The sequence below is a fragment of the Demequina aestuarii genome, assembly GCF_000975095.1.
Classification (GTDB): domain Bacteria; phylum Actinomycetota; class Actinomycetes; order Actinomycetales; family Demequinaceae; genus Demequina; species Demequina aestuarii.
Window position 1 is genome coordinate 724,712 of record NZ_BBRD01000001.1, and the last position, 22,012, is coordinate 746,723.

The window sequence follows — 22,012 nt, forward strand, 5'->3', positions numbered from 1 at the left end:
CGCCAGCGTGCGCGCCCGCGTACATGAGCGCGGGCTGACACCCTCTCCGTTCTCGCGTGACGAGCGAGCCACGTCCCTGCCGCCATGGGTAGGGAGAGACCCTGCGCGAGCGCGCCTGCGGCCTGTGAGCACGGGCGTGAGGCATCGCAATGCGGTTCGTTAACATCCGCGCCTGCGCACCCCGTCACCTTTTGGTCACGATCCCGTAACGGTCGCCCTCTCGCCCTGCGCTCGCGCCTCGCCGGCGATATGTTTGCGAAGTCAACATAGTGTGACGTCTGTGATGCGACAGCCTGACAAAGGAGTGAGGTATGAGCACAGCATCTGTGACCAGGGGGGTTGACCCAGTGCTGGAAGACGCCTCGTTCGCCACGCCCCACTCCTTCGGCGGCAGCATCATCCGCACGTTCATCTCCTCGGGGAGCGCGACGCCGCGGTCCCCGAGGGTGGACGAGCGCCACCGCACGGTGCCGATCGGCACTCAAGGAAGGAAGTTCTACGCATGATCAAGAGGAACAGGTTTGCGCTTGTCGCGGGCTTCAGCGCTATGGCGCTCTCGCTCGCCGCATGTTCGTCGGGGGAGGAGTCGCCGGACGCCGACTCCACGTCCGGGGGCGCCCCGGCCGCGAGCGACGAATGCAATGTGGGCATCGCAATGCCCACCCGCTCGCTCGAGCGCTGGATCAATGACGGTGAAGGCCTCAAGGCGCGCCTTGAGGAGGACGGCTGCACCGTCGACCTGCAGTACGCAGACAACGAGACCGACCAGCAGATCTCGCAGCTGCAGAACATGATCGCCAACGGCTCGAACATCTTGGTGATCGCCTCCATCGACGGCACCACGCTGGGACCGGTGCTCCAGACGGCCGGCGACGCAGATGCGACCGTGATCGCCTACGACCGCCTCATCCTCGAGTCGGAGAACGTGGACTACTACGCCACGTTCGACAACTACTCGGTGGGCACCCTCCAGGGTGAGTACATCGAGTCGGAGCTCGGTCTCGCGGACGGTGACGGGCCGTACAACTTCGAGCCCTTCGCTGGAAGCCCCGACGACAACAACGCACGGTTCTTCTTCGCCGGCGCGTGGGACGTCCTGAGCCCGTACGTCGACAGCGGACAGCTCGTCGTGCCGTCGGGCAAGGCACCGGCCTCTGTCGACGACTGGCAGTCCATCGGCATCCTCGGTTGGGGCTCCGACGACGCTCAGGCTGAGATGGAGAACCGCCTCAGCTCGTTCTACGCCGGCGGCGAGAAGGTCGATGTGGTGCTCTCGCCCAACGACTCCCTCGCGGTGGGCATCGCCCAGGCCCTGCGCACCTCCGGCTACACCGCCGACGACTTCCCGATCCTCACGGGTCAGGACGGCGACAAGGCCGCGGTGACGCAGATCCTCGCGGGTGAGCAGTCCATGACGGTCTGGAAGGACACCCGTCTTCTCGGCGAGCGCGTCGAGGAGATGATCATGTCCATCCTTGCGGGCGAAGAGCCGGAGGTGAACGACACCGAGACGTACGACAACGGCGTCAAGGTCGTTCCTTCGTACCTCATCACCCCTGAGGTCGTGACGGCGGATGACGTGCAGTCGAAGCTGATCGACTCGGGCTTCCTCCAGCCCGGGGACGTGGGCCTGTAAGTCTCGACTGATGGTGGTGGCCGTCGCACGCGACGGCCACCACCATCTGCCCACCGTGGGCACAATGGGAAGGAGCACTGTGTCGGATCTCATCTTGAAGATGACGGACATCGTGAAGGAGTTCTCCGGGGTGCGCGCACTCGACGGCGTCTCTCTCGATGTCCGCCGAGGCGAGGTGCATGGCATCTGCGGCGAGAACGGCGCCGGCAAGTCGACGCTGATGAAGGTGCTGTCAGGCGTGTACCCGCATGGCCACTTCGAAGGTCGGATCGAGTTCGACGGCGAGCCTGTCGAGTTCCGTTCGATCAACGACTCCGAGCACACCGGAATCGTCATCATTCACCAGGAACTGGCGCTCTCCCCGTACCTGTCGATCGCCGAGAACATCTTCCTCGGCAATGAACGCGCCTCGCGCGGCGTCATCGACTGGCACGAGACCAACGAGCGGGCGCAGGAACTCCTGAAGCGAGTCGGCCTCAATGAGGAAGTGACGACCCAGGTGCTCCATCTTGGTGTGGGCAAGCAGCAGCTCGTCGAGATCGCCAAGGCGCTCTCGAAGGACGTCAAGCTCCTCATCCTCGATGAGCCGACGGCCGCCCTCAACGACGACGATTCGGCGCACCTCCTCGACCTGATCAGGGGCCTGAGGGATGAGGGCATCACCAGCATCATCATCTCGCACAAGCTTGCGGAGATTCGCGCTGTCGCCGACACGATCACGGTGATCCGTGACGGCGAGACCGTGGATGACTTCAGCATGTCCGACGAGGACAACTCCGAGTCGCGCCTCATCCGCTCCATGGTGGGTCGCCCGCTGGACAACCTCTTTCCACCCCGCACGCCGGACATCGGCGACGAGGTGTTCCGGGTGGAGAACTGGAACGCCTTTCACCCGGTCGATACCGGCCGCCAGGTCGTGAAGGATGCGTCGTTCTACGTCCGCGCTGGAGAGGTGGTGGGCTTCGCGGGCCTGATGGGGGCCGGGCGCACCGAGCTCGCCATGAGCCTCTTCGGCCGCCAGTACGGTGCGCACGTCTCGGGACGGGTGCTGAAGCACGGCAAGGAGATCTCGACGCGCTCCGTGAACGATGCGATCGCCAACGGAGTCGCGTACGTCACCGAGGACCGCAAGCGCTACGGCCTGAACCTCATTGCGACCATCGCCGCCAACATCACGGGTGCGAACCTCCGTGGCGTGTCGAACTATGGCGTCATCGACCTGCACGACGAGATCGAGGTGGCCGAGGAGTACCAGAGATCGCTCAACATCAAGACGGACTCGGTCAGCCGGGTCGTCGGCACCTTGTCGGGCGGGAACCAGCAGAAGGTCGTGCTGTCCAAGTGGCTCAACACGACGCCTGACGTGCTGATCCTCGATGAGCCGACGCGAGGCGTCGACGTGGGGGCGAAGTACGAGATCTACGGCATCATCAACAAGCTCGCCTCCCAGGGCAAGGCGATCGTGGTGATCTCGTCCGAGCTTCCGGAGCTGCTGGGGCTCTCTGATCGCATCTACACCATCTCCGAAGGCCGCGTCACGGGGGATGTGCTTCGCAAGGACGCAACGCAGGAACGACTGATGCAACTCATGACGGTGGGAGAGAACTGACGATGTCCGAGTCATCTACCAAGAAAGCGGCCGAGAGGCGCAAGTCCTCGGTCGGTGTCAGCGCGCGCGACTACGGACTGCTCAGCGCCCTCGTCGTCATCGTGGCACTGTTCCAGTTCTGGTTCACCGACGGAAAGCTCCTGCTCCCCGCGAACTTCAACAACCTGATCAGCCAGAACGCCTACGTGGTGATCCTCGCGATCGGGATGGTCATGGTCATCATCGCGGGCCACATCGACCTGTCGGTCGGTTCGCTCGTCGCCATGATCGGTGCCGTGTCGGCGCTCGCCATCAGCGAGTGGGGCCAGCCCGTCTGGGTCTCCATCGCCGTGTCGCTCCTCGTGGGTGCGGTCGTGGGGGCGTGGCAGGGGTTCTGGGTGGCATTCGTCAGGGTGCCGGCCTTCATCGTGACACTGGCCGGCATGCTGATCTACCGCGGCTTGGCCATCGTGTTCCTCACCGGAGGCACCATCGGCGGCCTGCCCCAGGGGTACGTGGCGATCGGTGCAGGATGGATTCCCGACTGGCTCGGCAGCGTGAACGACCTCGACGTGCTGACGATGCTGATCGGCGCGGCCGGTGCGATCGGCTACGCGTTCTCTCAGCTCCGTGCCCGCAGCAAGCTCATCAGTCGTGACCTGCCGCGCGAGTCGATGCCGCTCTTCGTCGGCAAGATCGTCCTGATCGCGGGCGCCATGCTGTTCTTCGCCTATCTGCTCGCTCAGCACAACGGCACGCCGTACGTGCTGATTCTGCTGGGCGTGCTCGTGCTGGCCTACTCGTTCGTCCTCAACCGCACGGTGTTCGGACGCCACATCTACGCCATGGGCGGCAACCGCTTCGCCGCGATGATGTCGGGCGTCAAGACCAAGTGGGTGGACTTCTTCATCTTCGTCAACATCGGCGTCCTCGCGGCCATCGCGGCAGTGGTGACCACCTCCCGTGCGGGTGCGGCGCAATCCGGCGCGGGAAACTTCTACGAACTGGACGCCATCGCTGCGGTCTTCATCGGAGGTGCAGCCGTCCAGGGCGGCGTGGGAAGAGTGTCGGGTGCCGTGATCGGTGCGCTCGTGATGGGCGTGCTGAACCAGGGACTGTCCATCATGGGCATCGACTCGGCATGGCAGCAGGTCATCAAGGGTCTGGTGCTCCTGGCGGCAGTCGCGTTCGACGTGGTCAACCGGCGCCGTGCCGGAGCGGCCTGAGGCGCCTCGTACGCCTGAGCCGCTTGACCGCGCGCGAGGGCGACAGTCACGCGCCGATGCGGAGCACATGACCGCTTGACCTTCCAGTCAACTGGAAGGTTTACAGTGAGGGAACGTTCTCCTACCAGGAGGTCCTCATGGAGCATCAGCAGCACGCACAGCACGCGGCGCACGAGCAGCACCAGCACCACGGCACGGACCATTCGGGCCATGCCGACATGTTTCGTCGACTGTTCTGGTGGAACCTGGTCATCGCGGTTCCGGTGATCGCGACCAGCCAGATGGTCGAGCACTGGTTCGGCTATGACCTGCCCGGCACGGCGTTGATCCCTCCACTGCTCGGATCAGTGATCTTCGTGTGGGGCGGCTGGCCGTTCCTGTCGATGGCGTGGCGGGACGAGATCGCGTCCCGCCGACCGGGCATGATGACGCTGATCTCGCTCGCCATCACCGTCGCATTCCTCGCGTCGGCGGCCGCGACCCTCGGTCTCGGCGACCTTGACTTCTGGTGGGAGCTCGCAGCGCTCATCGTCGTGATGCTCCTTGGCCACTGGCAGGAGATGAAGGCGGTGGGGCAGGCCCGGGGTGCGCTTCAGGCACTCGCCGAACTGCTGCCCGACGACGCCGAACGAGTGGTGGACAACGATGCCACGGAGACCGTCCCCATCTCCGAACTCGGTGAAGGCGACGTGGTGGTGGTCCGCCCTGGAGGCCGCATCCCGGCGGACGGCACGATCCTGCAGGGCGATGCTGCGGTCGACGAGTCGCTGATGACGGGCGAGTCCGCTCCCGTCGCGAAGCACCCGGGTGACGGGGTGGTGGCGGGCACCGTGGCGACCGACGGCGCTCTCAGGATTCGAGTGACGGCCACAGGGGAGGGCACCGCGCTTGCGGGCGTCCAACGCATGGTGCAGTCCGCACAGGAGTCGCGTTCCGGCACGCGTCGACTGGCCGACCGCGCGGCCGCGTGGCTGTTCTGGGTCGCGCTCGGCGTCGCTGCCCTGACGTTCATCGTGACCTCCATCGTCGACGACCCTGCGACTGGCCTGACGCGAGCCGTCTCCGTCCTGGTGATCGCCTGCCCCCACGCGCTCGGCCTCGCGATTCCCCTGGTGATCGCGATCAGCACGTCGTCGAGCGCGCAGCACGGGATCCTGGTCAAGGACACCCAGGCGCTGGAGTCGATGCGCACGGTGGACACCGTGCTGTTCGACAAGACGGGCACGCTGACCGAGGGATCCCATGTGGTGACGGACGCGGCGGCCGCCGACGGTCGGCTCGATCGAGTGCTCGCTCTCGCGGCGGCGTCCGAACGCGACTCCGAGCATCCCGTCGGCCGCGCCGTCATGGCTGCTGCCGCGGATCGGGGCATTGCGGTTCCGTCCGCGGACAGCGTCCAGACCGTGCCCGGGAAGGGCGTGCGTGCGGTCGTCGACGGTCACGAGGTGGCGGTGGGAGGCCCGGCGCTGCTGTCCGATCTCCGCCTGGCGGAACCCGATTCGCTGGCGCGTGCCACGGCACCGTGGAACGAGCGCGGTGGCGCCGTGCTCCACGTGGTGGTCGACGCCGAGGTGGTGGGCGCCTTCACGACCGCAGACCCGGTGCGAGAGGAGTCACGCGCCACCGTCGATGCGCTCCATGCACGGGGCATCGCGGTCGCGCTCGTCACCGGTGACTCCCAGGCGGTGGCCGATGCCGTTGCCCGCGACGTGGGAATCGATGACGTGTTCGCCGAGGTGCTTCCGGGCGACAAGGACGATGCCGTTGGCACGCTGCAGAGCCAGGGCAGGAAGGTCGCCATGGTCGGGGACGGCGTCAATGACGCACCGGCACTCGCCCGCGCGGACGTTGGCCTGGCGATCGGCGCCGGCACCGATGTCGCGATGGAGGCCGCGGGCGTGGTGCTCGCGAGCTCTGACCCGCGTGGCGTGCTGTCGGTGATCGACCTATCGCATGCCTCGTACCGGAAGATGCGCCAGAACCTGGTGTGGGCCACGGGGTACAACGTGATCGCCATTCCGGTTGCGGCCGGTGCTCTTGCGTGGGCGGGAGTCACGATGCCGCCGGCTGCCGCGGCGATCGCGATGAGCCTGTCGACCATCGTGGTGGCCGCGAATGCGCAGTTGCTGCGCCGCGTCAGCCTCCGCCCGGAGGACGCGACCCGGTGATCTCCGGCCCCGCGCGCATCGGCCACCCGGCACTCTCGTGAAGGGGATGCTCAGGCGGCCGCCCGCGCGGGTGCGGACGTCGACGAGCGGAGCGTGAGCGACGTCGGCAGCTCCAGACGCCCGGACGGAGCGCGGCCCTCGTAGGCGATCTGGGCGGCGGCTCGGATCGCCGCGCGCGCCATCTGCTCGAGCGGCTGGTGCACTGTCGTGAGGGGCGGCTGCAGCCATTCGGACACGATGACGTCGTCGAACCCCACGATCGACAGGTCCTCGGGGATGCGCAGCCGGCGTTCGCGGGCGGCGGTGTAGACGCCCGATGCGGTCTGGTCCGTGCCGGCGAAGATCGCCGTGGGACGGCGGGACATTCCCAGCATGCGCCGCGCGGACGTCAGGCCCGATGCGGGCATGAAGTCGCCGTAGTCCTGGAGGTGGGGGTCGAGGGGGATTCCGTGGCGTCGATGCGCGTCCCGGTATCCCTCGAGTCTGTCCTCGGAGCATCGGACGCCCTGCGGGCCCGTCACGATGCCGATGCGTCGGTGGCCGAGCCGGAGCAGATGCTCCGTGGCCATGCGGCCGCCGGCACGGTTGGCAGCGGTGACTGTGGGCATGTCTCCCGGGGTCGACCCCACGGGATCGACGAGCACGACGGGTGTGTGGAGCCGGCCCAGTTCGGCTGCCGCGCCCGTCGAGAGTTCGGAGACCACGATGACGACCGCGTCGGTGCGGCGGCTCGCGAGGTGCTGGATCCAGCGAGGGTTGCTGACGGACCGCCCGTGCGTGGAGGTGAGCACGATGCTGGCACCCGACCTCAACGCTTCCGTCTCCGCCCCTTGGATGAGCGGCATCGCCCAGATCGGGTCGAGGTCGCGCAGCACGAAGTCGATGAGCCCCACGCGCTGTCGCTGGGACGTGCCGCGGCGCCGATACCCGTGCTCGTCGAGCAGGGACTGCACCGCGGTGCGGGTCTTGTCAGAGACGCCTGTGCGACCGTTGAGCACGCGTGAGACGGTCGGCATGGAGACGCCTGCCTCTTCCGCGATCTGCGAGATCGTGACCCGAGGCGATCGACGTCGTTGTCGGTCGACGGTCATCGTGACGCCTACTCCAGGGCCACGCGCAGGGAGGTGGTGGCGCCGCGATCAAGGTGAATGCTGGCGCTGCCACTGCCGTCAGAGACGCGATAGTCCCCGGCGAAGCCGCGTATCTGCACCCGGCCGTCGCCGTCGGTCCGTACGGCGGTGGGTGACATCCACCACTCATCCTTGATGAGCTCCACCAGTGCGTCGAACGCGGGCTTGGCGCTCCCGTCGCGCCTCAGCAGCCCGGCGGGCGCGCCCAGCCAGGCGCCCTCGTCGGTCAGGCCCCAATAGGTGATCGACTCCACCGCGGGGTGGGAGACGAGGGTGCGGTAGTGGCGCACGACTTCGTCCGCCTGGCGGGCCTCTCCCTCGGGCGTCGACGGCCAGTCGTCCACCACGTAGTCGTTGAGGTCGACGATGTGCGCGGGCATGAGGTCGCCGGAGACGAGCGTGGTCTCAGTCATCTGCAGCGGCAGGCCGAACCGCGCGAACCGCTCGAGGATGTCCCACACGGCCTCTTCTCCGCGGTACCCCTGGTGCATGTGGGTCTGCAGGCCGATCGCGTCGATCTCGATGCCGGCGTCGAGACACTCCTCGATGACGCGCTCGTAGTCGAAGGACAGGTCGAAGTCGTTGAGGACCAGCCTGGCGTGACCGTTGCCCTCGCGCGCGGACTCGAAAGCGAGGCGCACCATCTCGAGGCGTCCCTTGGACTGCGCGAGCCGAGTGACGGCGTTGCGCTCGGCGGTGAAGACGGGGAGGATCACGGCCTCGTTGATCGCGTCCCACAGGTCCACGACGCCCGCGAACTCGCGGGTCTCGCGCGCGATGTGGGCCCGCATCACGGATTCCGCCTCCTCGTCGTCGAGGTCGAGCAGCCACTGTGGCGCCAGCGTGTGCCACAGCAGGGGATGACCCTTGACGGCGACTCCGCGGTCCACGAACCACTGCGCCGCACGGTGAAGGCGGTCGGTGTCGGGCGAGCCACGACGCGGCTCGAAGCCACGCCAGTAGAACGGCAGCGTGGTGGCGTTGTGGAGCTCGAGGTACTTCTCGGCGAGCAGGGGAGCCGATGCCGCAGAGGCGCCGCCGAACAGGTGGGTGCCCGCCTCGCCGTCGCCGCCGATCCACTCGACCAGGTCGAACCCGATGTTGCCAAAGGAGAAGTCGTGGCGCGTCTGCTCCACGATGACTTCCCGCTCGGCGAGAGGGGTGCCGGCGCCGTCAGTGACGGTCACCGTCCCCTCGCCCATGCGGTGGTCGACGTCGCGGCCAGACGTCATGCGATCCTCGTCGCGGTCCACCGGGCCGAAGCGGTGGTGACGGGGTGCGTGTCACCGACCAGGGCGAGGGTCGCCTCCGCGAAGCGCTCCTCGCTCGTGCCCGTCCACAGTTCGACGGCGCCGGGCTCGACCACTCGCGTGAACGAGCGATCGGAGAACGCGAGTCGCGTCGTGGGCACGGTGAACTCCACCCGCGCGCTCTCGCCGGGGGCGAGGGTCACCCGGTGGTAGCCCACGAGTTGTGCGACGGGCCGGGTGATGGAGCCGACGACGTCGTGGGCGTAGAGCTGCACCACGTCCTCGCCGTGGCGCTCGCCCGTGTTCGTCACGGTGACGGCGGCGATGATCTCGCCGTCCGTGGGGGCATCCGCCGTCTCGAGGTCCTCGTGCGCGAACGTCGTGTACGAGAGTCCGTGCCCGAAGCACGCCGCCGGTCCGGTGGAGAGGTTGGTGACCTCTCCATCCCCCCCGAGCTTGGGATGCAGGTACGAGTACGGCTGGGCGCCCACCGACCGGGGGAGCGTCACGGGCAGGCGGCCGGAGGGATTGACCCGTCCGGACAGCACGCGCGCGATCGCGCCCGAGCCCTCTTCTCCAGGGAAGAAGGCCTGGACGACGGCCGCACACCGCTCGATCGCCCACGACACGGCGTACGGGCGGCCGGTGAGCATCACCAGCACCACGGGGGTGCCGGTGTCGAGGATGGCCTCGACCAGATCGCGCTGCACGCCTGGCAGCTCGAGGTCGTCGCGGTCGCAGCCTTCCCCGACGGTGCCGCGGCCGAACAGGCCAGCCTCGTCACCGACCACCACGATCGCGGTGTCGGCCTCGAGCGCGACCGTGACCGCATCGTCGAAGCCGGAGCGGTCGTCGTCGTCGATGCCGCAGCCGCGAGCGGCGAGGACGGTGCCAGCGAACTCCTCGCGGATGCCCTCGAGCACGGACGGCGCCTCGAATCCGAGTTCCACGCCGGGACGCTGCGACAGCACGTGATTCGCGAACGAATAGCACCCGAACAGCGCCGCGAACGTGTCCGCGTTGGGGCCGATGACGCCCACCGCCTGACGGTCGTCCGTGGCGTCGAGGGGCAGCGTGCCGTCGTTCGAGACGAGCACCACCGACTTCTCGGCGATCTCCCGGGCCACCGCGCGGTGGGCGGGGGAGTCGAGGTCGACGCCAGTGGGCGGGTCCTCATCGAACGTGGCGTCGAGCAGGCCCAGCCGCTCCTTCTGCGCCAGCGCTCGCTCTGCGGCGCGGTCGACATGCGCGATGTCCGCGACACCGGACTCGAGCGCGGCCTTGAGCGGCGCCAGGTAGGCGTCGCCCGTGGGCAGCTCGATGTCCACGCCGGCGGCCAGCGCCTGCGCTGCGGCGTCGCCCAGGTCCGCCGCGACCCCGTGGAGCAGGTGGAGGAACGCGACGCCGAAGTAGTCGGCGACGACGACTCCGGTGAAGCCCCACTCGTCGCGGAGCTTGGTGGTGAGCAGTTCCGGGTCGGCCGCGACGGGAAGGCCGTCGATCTCGGCGTACGAGTGCATGATCGAGTGCACGCCGCCGTCGAGCACCGCCATCTCGAACGGGATGAGGAGCGTGTCCTGCAACTCTCGCCGGCCCGCGTGGACTGGTGCGAAGTTGCGTCCCGCACGGGAGGCCGAATAGCCCACGAAGTGCTTGAGCGTCGCGTCGACTCCCTCCGACTGGAGGCCCCGCACGTACGAGGTGCCGATGGTTCCCACGAGGAACGGGTCCTCGGCGATGCACTCCTCGACACGTCCCCACCGGACGTCGCGGATGACGTCGAGCACCGGGGCGAGGCCCTGGTGGATGCCGAGCGCGTGCATGGAGCCGCCGATCAGCGCGCCCATGCGTTCGACGAGCTCGTGATCGAACGTCGCTCCCCACGCCAGGGGCGTGGGGAACGTGGCGGCCTTCCACGCCGCCAGGCCGGTGAGGCACTCCTCGTGAACCAGCGCCGGGATGCCGGGCCGCGTGTCCGCAATGAGCGACCGCTGCCGCTTCCACAGGTACGCGGCACGCTCGTCAGGGTCGACGGGATTGGTGCCGTAGACCCGAGTGAGGTGACCGAGGCCATGCATCATCGCATCGTCCAGCTTGCCCGTGCTGGCAAGCTCGCCCTGGAGCGGGGCGACGGAGTCGCCCTCCTCGCCCTCCCAGAACCCGACGATCTGCGCGAGCTTCTCGTCCAGCGTCATCTCCGCGACGATCGCACGCACCCGAGGGCTGATGCCATCGGGGCGTCCGCTGGCGCGCGGGGGTGCGCTGATGGAATTGGTGCTCATCGTCACTACCCCTTCACCGCGCCCGAGAGGCCGTCGACGATGCGCTTCTCCATCATGAGGAAGAACACCAGCGCCGGGATCATCGCCAGGAACGTGTACGCCATGATGCCCGCGAAGTTCGCGGCGTTCTGGCCCTGGAACTGGGTCACGCCCAGCGGCAGCGTCGTCGGCGCGTCGCGGCCGGTGAGCATGACGAGGGGCAGCAGGTAGGCGTTCCACGAGCCCAGGAAGGCGAGCACGCCCACGGTCACCATGCCGGGCCGCGCCAGCGGGATGACCATGCGGAAGAAGAAGCCCACGCGCGTGAGGCCGTCCATGAACGAGGCCTCTTCGAGCTCGTCCGGAAGCGCCGCGAGGAACGGGCGCATGATGATGACCGTCACCGGCAGCGCGAAGGCGATCTGCGGAATGATCAGGCCCCACATGCCGCCCAGCCCCAGGTCCTGCAGCAGCAGGAACAGCGGGAAGATCGCGACGGTGAGGGGGAACATCAGCCCGGCCGTGAACATCAGGAACACGCCCTCGCGACCACGGAACGAGTACCGGGCCAGCGGGTACGCCGCCATGGTGCCGAACAGCACCACGCCGGCGGTGGTGGCGATCGAGATGATCGCCGAGTTGAGCGTGAACTCCCAGAAGGTGGAACCGGTGAGGATGTTCCGGTAGTTCTCCCACACCCAGGGGTCCGGGAGGCCGGTCGGGTCGGAGGCGATCTGGCCATTGGTGCGGAACCCGCCTAGCCCCAAGAAGAGGATGGGGCCGAGCGTGAGTCCTACGGCGATGAGGGCCACGAAGATCGTGACATAGATCGACGAGTCCCCACCGAGCCGCGTGCGGGCGCGCGACTTGCCGGCCTTGCGTGTGGTGTCGTCCTTGACAGCGGTGGCCATGTCAGGCCCCCTTTCCGGCACGAGCACCGTTGTCACGACGCATGACGAGGGTCATGTACGTGATCGCGGCGACCATGGAGAAGATGAACATGATGATCGCGAGGGCGGAGGCGTAGCCACCGTCGTTGCGCTGCGTGCCGATGTCGACCATGAGCGTCGCGATGGTGGAGTACTGGCCCGTCGAGCCGCCCTTGTTGAGCACCCATGCCATATCGAACAGCTGGATCGAGCCGATGATCGAGAGGAATGCCCAGACACGGACGGTGGGGCCGATGAGCGGGATGTTGATGCGCCACTGCACCTGCCACCAGCTCGCGCCGTCGATCGAGGCAGCCTCTTGAAGCTCCGGCGGCACGCCTGACAGACCTGCCAGGAACAGGATGATCGCCAGGCCGATGTACTTCCAGGACACGATGAAGAAGAACGTCCAGAAGCCCGCCTGCGGATCTTCGAGCCAGCCTCCTGCGGGATCGGAGATCCCTATCGCCGCCAGCATCTCCGTCACCGGGCCGCGAGGGTCGAGCAGCATGAGCCACATCAGACCCGCGACGACCTCACTGAGGACGTAGGGCGCGAAGATGATGAGCCGCACACTCGAACGGCCGGGGAACTTCCGGTTCAGCACCAGCGCGATGATCATCGCGATCGGCAGCTGGATGAGCATGGACAGCGCAATGATCTGCGCGTTGTTGCCCACGGCGTTCCAGAAGGGCTCGGCGTACGCCTTCCAGAAGATCTCCTTGGTCTCCGGATCCGTCCCGCCCATCAGCGCGCGGGTGTAGTTATCGAATCCGATGAACTCCGCGAGCTCGAACGGCTGGCGGGAGTCCCACTTGTAGAGGCTGTAGCGCGCGGCCATGATCATCGGGAAGATCACGAAGACCAGGAAGATCAGCAGCGCGGGGCCGACGAAGATGGCGATCTCGAACCACTTGCGGCGGCGATCACGGCGGGGGTTGAATGCGGCGGGGGTGACAGGGGTGGACCCCGCCACCGATGCCTTGGCATCGGTGGCGGGGCCCGTTCCCGTACCCGAGGCCTCTAGTGCAGTCACCAGGGAGCCTCGCTTTCTTGGGATCAGGGGGTCGGGTGGATGAGTCCTACTCGGTCAGGGCGGCGGCGGTCATGAGATCCACCACGTCCTGAGCCTCACCGGTGCCGGCGAAGATGCTGACGATTCCGTCATTCATCGCGCCGCCGACGTTGGTGCCGAAGGAGGTGTCCAGCCAGAGCTGGACGTACTCAGCGTTTCCGGCCACCTGGGCCAGCTCGACCAGCACCGGGTTGCTCACGGCGTCCGCCGCGGCCGGTGCGACGGGCAGGGCGCCCGTGGCCTCGGTGAAGGCCATCTGGTTCTCGTCGCTCACGATGAACGACAGGAAGTCAGCGCACTCTGGCGGAGCGTCCACGTAGCAGGAGAAGCCGTCGCCGCCACCCAGAGCGGCGCTGGGGTCACCGTTGCCGCCGTCAGTCGCGGGCATCGGGAACCAGCCGAGGTCATCCTGCAGCGCAGCGATCCCCTCGTCGGTGCCGTCGGTGAAGCCCTCGTACACGAAGACGTTCCACTGACCCATGAGCTCCATCGCTGCGTCACCCGAGGCGACGAGTCCGGCAGAGGACGTCGCTCCCGTCTGGGCGACGGTGGAGATGAACTGGTCCTGGAAGGGTTCGGTGGCGATGAACTCCTCGAGCTGCTCGCCAGCCTGGACCCAGCACGGGTCCGAGAAGTCACGGTCGACGCCTGCGGCCGCCATGACTTCCTGCGAGCACGAGCGCAGCGCGAAGTTGTACCACCAGTGAGCTGCGGGCCATCCGTCTGCGGCACCCACCGCGATGGGGGTGATGTCCGCGTCCTTGAGCGCCTGCACGGCCGCGTTGAGCTCGTCCATGGTGGCCGGCTCTTCGGTGATGCCAGCCTCTTCGAAGAGCGACTCGCGATACCAGATGCCCTCGACGCCGAAGGTGAAGGGCAGGCCGTAGGTCGACCCTTCGTGCTGCCACGGTGAGACACCGCCGCCGAGGCGTTCGATGTCGTCCGCGAGCGTGTCCGACAGATCCTGGACGTAACCGGACTCGACCTGGCTCGCCAACTCGCCACCGCCCCACGCCTGGAAGAGGTCGGGAGCGTCCCCGGACTGCAGCGCCAGCGGGATGCGCGTGCGCTGCAGATCCTCGTTCTGGACCTGCTCGATCTCGATGGTCACGTGCGGGTTCTCCGCTGTGTAGGCGTCGGCAACGGTCTGCCAGTAGTCGCCCAGGGCGTTCTCCCCGTTGTCGCCCGCAACAGCGTTGTGCCACCAGGTGAGGGTGACCGGCTCCGCACTCTGCTCCGCCTCACCGTTGGTGGGGGAATCTGTGGGATCCGTCGTGTCGCCGTCTCCGCTGCTGCAAGCAGCCAGCAGGAGAGCGGCAGAGGTGGTGAATGCCGCGAAGGCACCCACTCGTCGCATGTTCGCCATGTCCTGTCCTTTCGATCTTCGTTGACCAGCTGAACACGGGAACTATGGCACCCGCTTCGATGCGGTGTCAATCGTTATGGATAACGTTTTAGTCACAACAAGGTTGCAGTCCTTCGGCGCGGTAGCATCAGCCCATGGAACCCGCCCCTCGCGTCAAGATGGCGGACGTCGCCGCGAAGGCGGGCGTCTCCGTCGCGACCGTGTCCAAAGTCGTGAACGGCCGCTACGGCGTCGCCAAGGACACGGTGGAACTCGTGCAGGGCGTCATCAACGACATGGGCTACGAGTCCAACCTCATCGCCGCATCGCTGCGCAGCCACACGAGCAACGTGCTCGGCATCCTGGTGCCAGACTTCGAACCCTTCAGTGCTGAGCTCCTGAAGGGCGCCGCGCTCGGGGCCCGTGGAAGCGGCTACGAGCTTCTGTCGCACTCGGGCGGCGACCAGCACGGCTGGGAGCGCCGCTCGCTGTCGCGCCTGGGCGGCACGCTGATCGCCGGCGCGGTGCTTGTCACCCCCACCGTCCTCGACGCCCGCACCATCGTGCCCGCAGTCGCGGTCGACCCCCATTTCGGCCCCTCCTCGATGCCCACCATCGATGCCGACTCGTACTCGGGCGCCAAGCAGGCCACCGAGCACCTGATCTCGCTGGGGCACCGCCGCATCGCCTTCCTCGGAGGCCGCTCCGAGTTGGACTCCGCCCACTTGCGCGAGGCCGGCTACCGCGACTCTATGGAGGAGGCAGGCGTCCCGGTGGACCCGTCGCTCGTCCGCGAGTCCCGCTACGCTCCCGACCGCGCCGCTGAGATCACCAGGGACCTGCTCGAGCTCCCCGACCGCCCCACCGCGATCTTCGCCGCGAACGACGTCACGGCCATCCGCGCCATGGAGGTCGCCCACGAGTACGGGCTGAGCGTCCCGGAGGACGTGTCGGTGGTCGGGTTCGACGACATCCCCGAGGCGTCCCTCGCGGTGCCGCAGCTCACCACGGTGCGGCAGCCCATGCAGGCGATGGGCCGTGCCGCGATGGAGATGCTGCTGGACATCATCAATGGCGTCGAGCGCGAGACCCACGTGCGGATGTCGACCGAGCTGGTGGTGCGCGGCAGCACTGCGCCGCCGCCGGCCACCGTGCGTCCCGCCTCCATCCCCTGACCTGATCGGGCGGATGGAAGACTGGTGCCATGATCACCGTCGCCGTGCCACACCAGAAGATCGCCGATGCGCTCGGAGAACTGGGCGATGACGCCCGGGTCATCGTCTGGGACCCCAGTGCGGGTCCGGTCCCCGAGGGCGAGCGCGAGCGCGTCACCATCGTGTGCATCCCGCACCTGTCCGGCGGAGCGGCCGTCTACGACCGCATCGCCGAATGCCCTGACGCGAGGGTGATCCAGATCCCCTCCGCCGGCTACGAGCACGCTGCCCCGTTCGTCCCCGCGGGCAAGAAGCTGGCCAACGCCAGGGGAGTGCACGATTCGCGGACCGCAGAGATGGCCCTGGCCCTCGCGCTCGCGAGCCAGCGGCGCCTCCCTCAGTTCTGGGACGCGCAGGCGCGCGGAACGTGGGAGGCGGACGTCCACGCCCCGTCGCTCGCTGACCGTCGATGCCTCGTCATCGGATACGGGAGCATCGGCGCGGCGCTGGGCGCGCGACTGCGTGCGTGCGAGGCCCAGGTGACCGGTGTGGCGCGGTCAGCGCGGACCGCACCTGACGGCACCGACGTGCGCGCCATCGACGAGCTGCCTGCACTGTTGCCCGACGCCGAGATCGTGTTCCTCGTCACCCCGCTCACCGAGCAGACCGAGGGGCTTGTCGACGCCGACTTCCTGGCGGCGCTGCCCGACGAAGCGCTCGTGATCAATGTGGGGAGAGGCAAGGTCGTCGACACCGACGCTCTGCTGAGCGAGCTCCAGGCCGGGCGGCTGCGCGCAGCGCTGGACGTCACGGACCCCGAGCCGCTTCCCGACGGCCACCCGTTGTTCTCCGCGCCCGGGTGCATCGTGGTGCCGCACGTCGCCGGCTTCGCACTGCTCACCGACAAGCGCTACATCACGCTGGTGCGCAAGCAGGTCGAGGCAGTGCGCCACGGGGACGATCCGGTCAACTTCGTGATGATGGGCGCGTTCCCCGCCTGAGGGCTCACGACCCCGAGGGGTTCATGTCCTTCCATTCGATCCACGCCTTGATGAGGGCGTTGATCTCGTCGCGATGCTCCTCGGCCTCGGCGATCGACACGATCTTCATGGCGCGAGCCTCAGGGCCGCTGCCCACCAGGCTGGGGAAGTGTCCCGGGATCAGCGCACCCTGATGGAACATGAGGGTCGCGTAGTGCGTGGACTTGGGGAAGAAGCTCGCGATGTTCCCCTTGTAGACGAACGTGGGCGTCGACCACTTGAGGCACTCGCTCACGCGGTCGTCGCTCGCCAGAAGGATCTGTCGGATGCGCTGCACGACATCCTTCATCGGATTGTCGTAGTGACCCATCCACTGGTCGACCTCATCCCTCCGCATGGTCTTGACGCTACCGCTGCGCGCGGGCCTTCGCGCGTCGGTTGAGCTCCAGCGCCCGTTCCCGCTCGGCCTTGTGGTCGACCATCGGCCCTGGGTAGGCAGGGGTGTCCAGATCGGGCACCCAGCGTTCGACGTACCGCCGATGCGGGTCGAACTTGTCCGCTTGCGTCTGCGGGTTGAACACCCGGAAGTACGGTGAGGCGTCCCGGCCGGTGCCTGCCACCCACTGCCAGTTGAGCTGATTCTGCGAGTGGTCGTAGTCCACGAGCGCACGCCTGAAGTGGTCGGCGCCGCGCTGCCACGGCAGGTGCAGATCCTTCACGAGGAAGCTCGCGACCACCATCCGCACCCGGTTGTGCATCCACCCCGTGGAGGCGAGCTGCCGCATCCCGGCGTCCACGAGGGGGAAGCCGGTGCGACCGTCTCGCCAGGCGATGAACGCCGCGTCGGCTTCCGCGCCGGTCGCCCAGTCGTCCTCCAGGACGACGGTCGACAACGACTCGCGCCGCGCCTGCGGCTCGTGCCACAGCGTGTCGGCATGGAACTCGCGCCAGGCGATCTCGGATTCGAAGGCGCGGGCGGCCGAGTGGTCCACGGCGCCGGTGAGCGCGAGCACGGTCCGGGGGTGCACCAGTCCGAAGGCCAGTGCGGTCGACAGGTGCGACGTCGAGTCGAGATCGGGGCGATCGCGCTCCTCGCCGTAGTGCTCGATCCTGTCGTCGACGAACTCCTCGAGGTCCTCGCGCACGCGGCGCTCTCTGAACTCGTGGGTGCGCTCCAGCGGATCCTCCGCGTCCGCGTGCGCGGCGATCTGGTCGAGGTCGGCATCGGCGGAGTCCGCCGGAAGGCGCGCGAAGGCGTCGGCGTCCGCGGGGGCGGCGGGGGAGCGCCAGCCGTGCTCGCGCCACGCGCCGCGATACGGCGTGAAGACCCGGTACGGGGTCCCGTCTCCCTTGGTGACGCGTCCGGGCGCCACGGCGTACGGCGAGCCGATCATGCGCAGCTCGCGGCCGTCGGCCCCGAGCGCCGCGGCGACGGCCTCCTGCTCGCGCACGCCGGACGGGGTGTACTCCTGTGCCGCCCAGACCACCGGCGCATCGGCCTGCCGGGCGGCGGCGAGCACCGCATCGGCCGGCTCTCCCCGGCGCACTGCAAGGCCGCCGCCGGTGTCGTCACGCAGCGACCACAGGGCCCGGGCCAGGTGAGCGCGGCGCCTGCCGGACCAGAAGTGCAGGGCTGGCGTCCACGCGAAGACCGCCGCGGCTGGGCCGTCCTTCTGCGCCGAGATGAGCGCGGGGTTGTCGTCGAGGCGCAGGTCGCGCCGGGCCCACCACAGTTGCGTCATGCCCGGCACAACGCACCACGGCCGCCGGGCAATCCCGGCGGCCGTGGTGGTGAGGCGTCGTGCGTCCTACGTGGTGCTCATGAGCACTCTGAGGACGGTCCTGCGTTCTGCGTAGGCGCTACGCCCATGCGGAGAGTCAGACGTTCGCGTTCATGCGCGCGTGCGACTGGATGTGATCCACGGCCGCGTTGACGAAGCCGCCGAGGACTGCCGCCTGCGCGTCGTCCTGAAGCGAGCCGTCCTGGCCGAAGGCGGCCGGGTTGAAGTGGAAGAACGTCTCGGGCTGACCCAGCGTGGGCGCCGAGAAGTGCGCGAGGATGTTGCGCAGGTGCTGCTGCGCCATCGCGGTGCCGGTGGTGCCGATCGAGGCGCCCATGATCGCGACGGGCTTGCCGGTGAACGAGTTCTGACCCCAGGGGCGCGAGGCCCAGTCGAGGGCGTTCTTGAGGGCGCCGGGGATCGAGCGCGAGTACTCGGGGGTGACGATGATGATGCCGTCGACGTCCTCGATGGACTGCTTCCACTCGGTGGCCACGTCGGGCCAGTTGCCGTCGAGCTCGTAGTTGTAGATGGGGAGCGCGGTGAGGTCCAGGTGGACGAACTCGACGCTCTGGTCGTCCGCGAGCGTGGGGAGCACGGTTGCGACCTTCTTGTTGATGGAGCTTTCGGCGACGGAGCCGACGATGATACCGATGCGAGTCATGGGATGTCCTTGATCGTTGAGTACGGGTGGTCATGGCTGTCGGCAGCGATGGCGACACCTGTCCAACAATAGATGATCTTTCAACTATTCCCGCACAGCGAAGTTCTGTGCGACATCGCACCCCTTGATGCAGACCGGCCGATGCGGTCGTCACCCAAGTGACGATCGCATCGGCCGGAGGGGCGCGGGGGCGCTAGAGGCGCGTGTCCGCGTAGACCTCGGCGCCGTCGCGCAGGAGCTGCGCGGCGCCCGGGGCCACCTCGTCGTAGTGGGAGCGGAACCGCTCGTCGTCCACGTACATCTGAGTGAGGCCGCGGTAGGCGTCGGCGTCCGGGGTCCAGATGACGCTCACCCACGCGTGGTGGCGGGCGATCACGTCCTGGACCTCGGGGCTGTCGGGGGCCAGGTGGACCCGCACTGCGGCGCCGAGGGCCTCGACGATCTCGCGGTCCGTCTGCATGTGGCGGCGCTTGCCGTCTTCGCCGAGCTTCTCCCACTGGGCGTTCGAGGCGTCGACGGTGGCGTCGCCCCAGCGCTCGCGGGCCTCGGGCTCGTACTGAGCGTGGTCGAACCCGTCGAACAGTTGGTCGGTGGTCATGGTCTTGCCTTTCTCGAGTGAGTCGATGGTTCTCGCGACGGTGGCCGCGAGACGCGCGTAGCGGTCGCGCTCGGCGGTGAGGCCGGCGTGGTGGTCGCGCAGTTGCGCGATGGTCTCGGCGGGATCGTGTGCATCGACGATGCGCCGGATCCGGTCGAGTCCCGTGCCCAGCTCCCTCAGCACGAGGATGTGCTGGAGCCGGAGGAGCTCCGGGCGCGAGTAGTGGCGGCGGCCGTCGGCGCCCGTCCAGGCGGGGGTCAGCAGGCCGATGCTGTCGTAGTGGCGCAGCGTCCGGCTGGTCACCCCGGTGAGGCGGGCGAGCTGGGCGATGTCGAGGGCGTCCGTCGTGTCGCCGGACATGGTGTCTCTCGTGGTCATGGCTCGACTCTAGAAGTTGACGCCGCGTCAATGTCAACCCCGGTTTTCGCGAGAGTTGCACACGACCCCATCGGGCCGTCCTAGACTCCGGACTATGACGACGACGCCTGATATCAAGCCCCGCTCCCGCCAGGTCACCGACGGTCTGGAGGCCACCGCGTCGCGCGGCATGCTCCGCGCCGTCGGCATGGGTGATGACGACTGGGTCAAGCCGCAGATCGGCATCGCGAGCTCGTGGAACGAGATCACGCCGTGCAACCTGTCGCTGCAGCGCCTCGCGCAGGCGTCCAAGGAGGGTGTGCACGCCGGCGGTGGCTACCCTCTCGAGTTCGGCACCATCTCCGTCTCCGACGGCATCTCGATGGGCCACGAGGGCATGCACTTCTCGCTGGTGTCGCGCGACCTCATCGCCGACTCGGTGGAGACCGTGATGAGCGCCGAGCGCCTGGACGGATCCGTGCTGCTGGCCGGCTGCGACAAGTCCCTGCCCGGAATGCTGATGGCGGCCGCGCGGCTCGACCTAGCATCGGTGTTCCTGTACGCCGGCTCGATCATGCCGGGCCACGTGAAGCTCTCGGACGGCACCGAGAAGGACGTCACCGTCATCGACGCGTTCGAGGCGGTGGGCGCGTGCGCTCGCGGCCTGATGTCGGAGGAGGACCGCCTCGCGATCGAGAAGGCCATCTGCCCCGGAGAGGGCGCCTGCGGCGGCATGTTCACCGCGAACACCATGGCGTCGGTGGGGGAGGCGCTCGGCATGTCGGTACCCGGCTCCGCGTCGCCGCCCAGCGCCGACCGCCGCCGCGACATGTACGCGCGCAAGTCGGGCGAGGCCGTCGTCGAGATGCTGCGCCAGGGGATCACCGCGCGCGACATCATGACCAAGGAGGCGTTCGAGAACGCGATCGCCGTGGTGATGGCATTCGGCGGCTCCACCAACGCGGTGCTGCACCTGCTGGCGATCGCGCACGAGGCCGAGGTGGACCTCACGCTCGACGACTTCTCGCGCGTGGCCGCCAAGGTGCCGCACCTGGGCGACCTCAAGCCGTTCGGCCAGTTCGTGATGAACGACGTGGACCGCGTGGGCGGAGTGCCCGCGGTGATGAACACCCTGCTGCAGGCGGGGCTCATGCACGGCGACGTGATGACGGTGACCGGCAAGACGCTCGCCGAGAACATGGAAGAGCTCAAGCCCTCGACGATCGACGGCCGCGTGGTGCGCGCGCTGAACAACCCCATCCACAAGACCGGCGGCATCACGATCCTGAAGGGGTCTCTCGCCCCCGAGGGCGCTGTCGTGAAGTCCGCGGGCTTCGACGACTCGGTGTTCACCGGCACGGCGCGCGTTTTCGACCGTGAGCGTGCTGCTCTGGATGCGCTCGCGGACGGGACGATCACCGCCGGGGACGTGGTGGTGATTCGCTACGAAGGGCCCAAGGGCGGGCCTGGCATGCGCGAGATGCTCGCGATCACCGCCGCCATCAAGGGCGCGGGCTTGGGCAAGGACGTGCTGCTGGTCACCGACGGGCGGTTCTCCGGCGGCACGACCGGGCTCTGTGTGGGTCACATGGCGCCCGAGGCCGTGGACGGTGGCCCCATCGCGTTCGTGCGTGACGGCGACCAGATCACGCTCGACGTGGAGAACGGGCTGCTGAACCTCGACGTCTCCGAGGAGGAGCTGGCGGCCCGCCGTGAGGGCTGGGCGCCGCTGCCTCCCGTCTACACGAAGGGCGTGCTCGCCAAGTACGCGAAGCTCGTGCAGTCGGCCTCGCGGGGCGCGGTGCTCGAGTAGGCCGACCTCCCAGGCGGGACCTGGGCGGCGCGCGGTGTGCTGGCGCCCCCACGAGTC

At 68.1% G+C, this 22,012-nt stretch carries 18 protein-coding genes; 8 read left to right on the forward strand and 10 right to left on the reverse strand.

Going from position 1 to position 22,012, the window contains the following annotated elements; genetic code table 11:
• Positions 1-311: 311 nt before the first annotated feature.
• From AOP72_RS13365 to AOP72_RS03465, 5 genes are all read left to right on the forward strand, one after another.
• On the forward strand, positions 312-506 hold the full coding sequence (locus tag AOP72_RS13365; protein WP_152650236.1) for a hypothetical protein: 195 nt from the start codon (positions 312-314) through the stop codon (positions 504-506).
• Positions 503-1,636: a multiple monosaccharide ABC transporter substrate-binding protein gene (chvE, locus tag AOP72_RS03450; RefSeq protein WP_062132427.1), complete on the forward strand. Its 1,134-nt coding sequence runs from the start codon at positions 503-505 to the stop codon at positions 1,634-1,636. Before AOP72_RS13365 ends, chvE begins: the two co-directional genes overlap by 4 nt.
• A gap of 79 nt (positions 1,637-1,715) precedes the next feature.
• Entirely contained in the window at positions 1,716-3,245 is a 1,530-nt protein-coding gene (mmsA, locus tag AOP72_RS03455; RefSeq protein WP_193746343.1) for a multiple monosaccharide ABC transporter ATP-binding protein, read from the forward strand.
• A gap of 2 nt (positions 3,246-3,247) precedes the next feature.
• A complete protein-coding gene (gene mmsB / locus AOP72_RS03460) occupies positions 3,248-4,450 on the forward strand; it encodes a multiple monosaccharide ABC transporter permease (protein ID WP_062132430.1) in 1,203 nt (400 codons plus the stop codon).
• A 137-nt stretch (positions 4,451-4,587) separates the two neighbouring features.
• Positions 4,588-6,618, forward strand: a complete 2,031-nt coding sequence (locus AOP72_RS03465) for a heavy metal translocating P-type ATPase (protein ID WP_062132433.1) — start codon at positions 4,588-4,590, stop codon at positions 6,616-6,618.
• A 50-nt stretch (positions 6,619-6,668) separates the two neighbouring features.
• Here AOP72_RS03465 and AOP72_RS03470 read toward each other — a convergent pair whose 3' ends face one another.
• The 6 genes from AOP72_RS03470 to AOP72_RS03495 are packed head-to-tail and all read right to left on the reverse strand — an operon-like array spanning position 6,669 to position 14,629.
• On the reverse strand, positions 6,669-7,709 hold the full coding sequence (locus AOP72_RS03470; RefSeq protein WP_062132436.1) for a LacI family DNA-binding transcriptional regulator: 1,041 nt from the start codon (positions 7,707-7,709) through the stop codon (positions 6,669-6,671).
• Positions 7,710-7,717: 8 nt separating this feature from the next.
• The gene (locus AOP72_RS03475) at positions 7,718-8,980 is read right to left on the reverse strand and encodes an endo-1,4-beta-xylanase (RefSeq protein WP_062132439.1); all 1,263 of its coding nucleotides are present in this window, start codon (positions 8,978-8,980) and stop codon (positions 7,718-7,720) included.
• On the reverse strand, positions 8,977-11,280 hold the full coding sequence (locus AOP72_RS03480; RefSeq protein ID WP_062136789.1) for a beta-xylosidase/alpha-l-arabinosidase: 2,304 nt from the start codon (positions 11,278-11,280) through the stop codon (positions 8,977-8,979). Before AOP72_RS03480 ends, AOP72_RS03475 begins: the two co-directional genes overlap by 4 nt.
• A gap of 5 nt (positions 11,281-11,285) precedes the next feature.
• On the reverse strand, positions 11,286-12,170 hold the full coding sequence (locus tag AOP72_RS03485; protein ID WP_062132441.1) for a carbohydrate ABC transporter permease: 885 nt from the start codon (positions 12,168-12,170) through the stop codon (positions 11,286-11,288).
• 1 nt (position 12,171) lies between these two features.
• Positions 12,172-13,224, reverse strand: a complete 1,053-nt coding sequence (locus tag AOP72_RS03490) for a carbohydrate ABC transporter permease (RefSeq protein ID WP_084631221.1) — start codon at positions 13,222-13,224, stop codon at positions 12,172-12,174.
• 46 nt (positions 13,225-13,270) lie between these two features.
• Complete coding sequence (locus tag AOP72_RS03495; RefSeq protein WP_062132446.1) at positions 13,271-14,629, reverse strand: ABC transporter substrate-binding protein; 1,359 nt, start codon at positions 14,627-14,629, stop codon at positions 13,271-13,273.
• Between the two features lie 134 nt (positions 14,630-14,763).
• On the opposite strand from AOP72_RS03495, the gene AOP72_RS03500 reads away from it, so the two are divergent.
• Both AOP72_RS03500 and AOP72_RS03505 read left to right on the forward strand, forming a co-directional pair.
• A complete protein-coding gene (locus AOP72_RS03500; protein ID WP_062132449.1) occupies positions 14,764-15,783 on the forward strand; it encodes a LacI family DNA-binding transcriptional regulator in 1,020 nt (339 codons plus the stop codon).
• A 29-nt stretch (positions 15,784-15,812) separates the two neighbouring features.
• On the forward strand, positions 15,813-16,763 hold the full coding sequence (locus tag AOP72_RS03505) for a 2-hydroxyacid dehydrogenase (RefSeq protein ID WP_062132452.1): 951 nt from the start codon (positions 15,813-15,815) through the stop codon (positions 16,761-16,763).
• 4 nt (positions 16,764-16,767) lie between these two features.
• Here the strand turns inward: AOP72_RS03505 and AOP72_RS03510 are convergent, their stop codons facing one another.
• The 4 genes from AOP72_RS03510 to AOP72_RS03525 form a co-directional block, all read right to left on the reverse strand.
• Positions 16,768-17,139: a DUF1801 domain-containing protein gene (locus AOP72_RS03510; RefSeq protein ID WP_084631223.1), complete on the reverse strand. Its 372-nt coding sequence runs from the start codon at positions 17,137-17,139 to the stop codon at positions 16,768-16,770.
• A gap of 10 nt (positions 17,140-17,149) precedes the next feature.
• Positions 17,150-18,484 (reverse strand): cryptochrome/photolyase family protein, encoded by a 1,335-nt coding sequence (locus AOP72_RS03515; RefSeq protein WP_062132457.1) that lies wholly within the window; start codon positions 18,482-18,484, stop codon positions 17,150-17,152.
• A 136-nt stretch (positions 18,485-18,620) separates the two neighbouring features.
• Positions 18,621-19,187, reverse strand: a complete 567-nt coding sequence (locus AOP72_RS03520; RefSeq protein ID WP_062132460.1) for an NADPH-dependent FMN reductase — start codon at positions 19,185-19,187, stop codon at positions 18,621-18,623.
• A 193-nt stretch (positions 19,188-19,380) separates the two neighbouring features.
• Positions 19,381-20,163 (reverse strand): MerR family transcriptional regulator, encoded by a 783-nt coding sequence (locus AOP72_RS03525; protein WP_062132463.1) that lies wholly within the window; start codon positions 20,161-20,163, stop codon positions 19,381-19,383.
• Between the two features lie 94 nt (positions 20,164-20,257).
• Between AOP72_RS03525 and ilvD the strand changes: the two genes are divergently transcribed.
• Positions 20,258-21,955, forward strand: coding sequence for a dihydroxy-acid dehydratase (ilvD, locus tag AOP72_RS03530; RefSeq protein WP_062132466.1), 1,698 nt, complete (start codon positions 20,258-20,260; stop codon positions 21,953-21,955).
• Positions 21,956-22,012 lie beyond the last annotated feature (57 nt).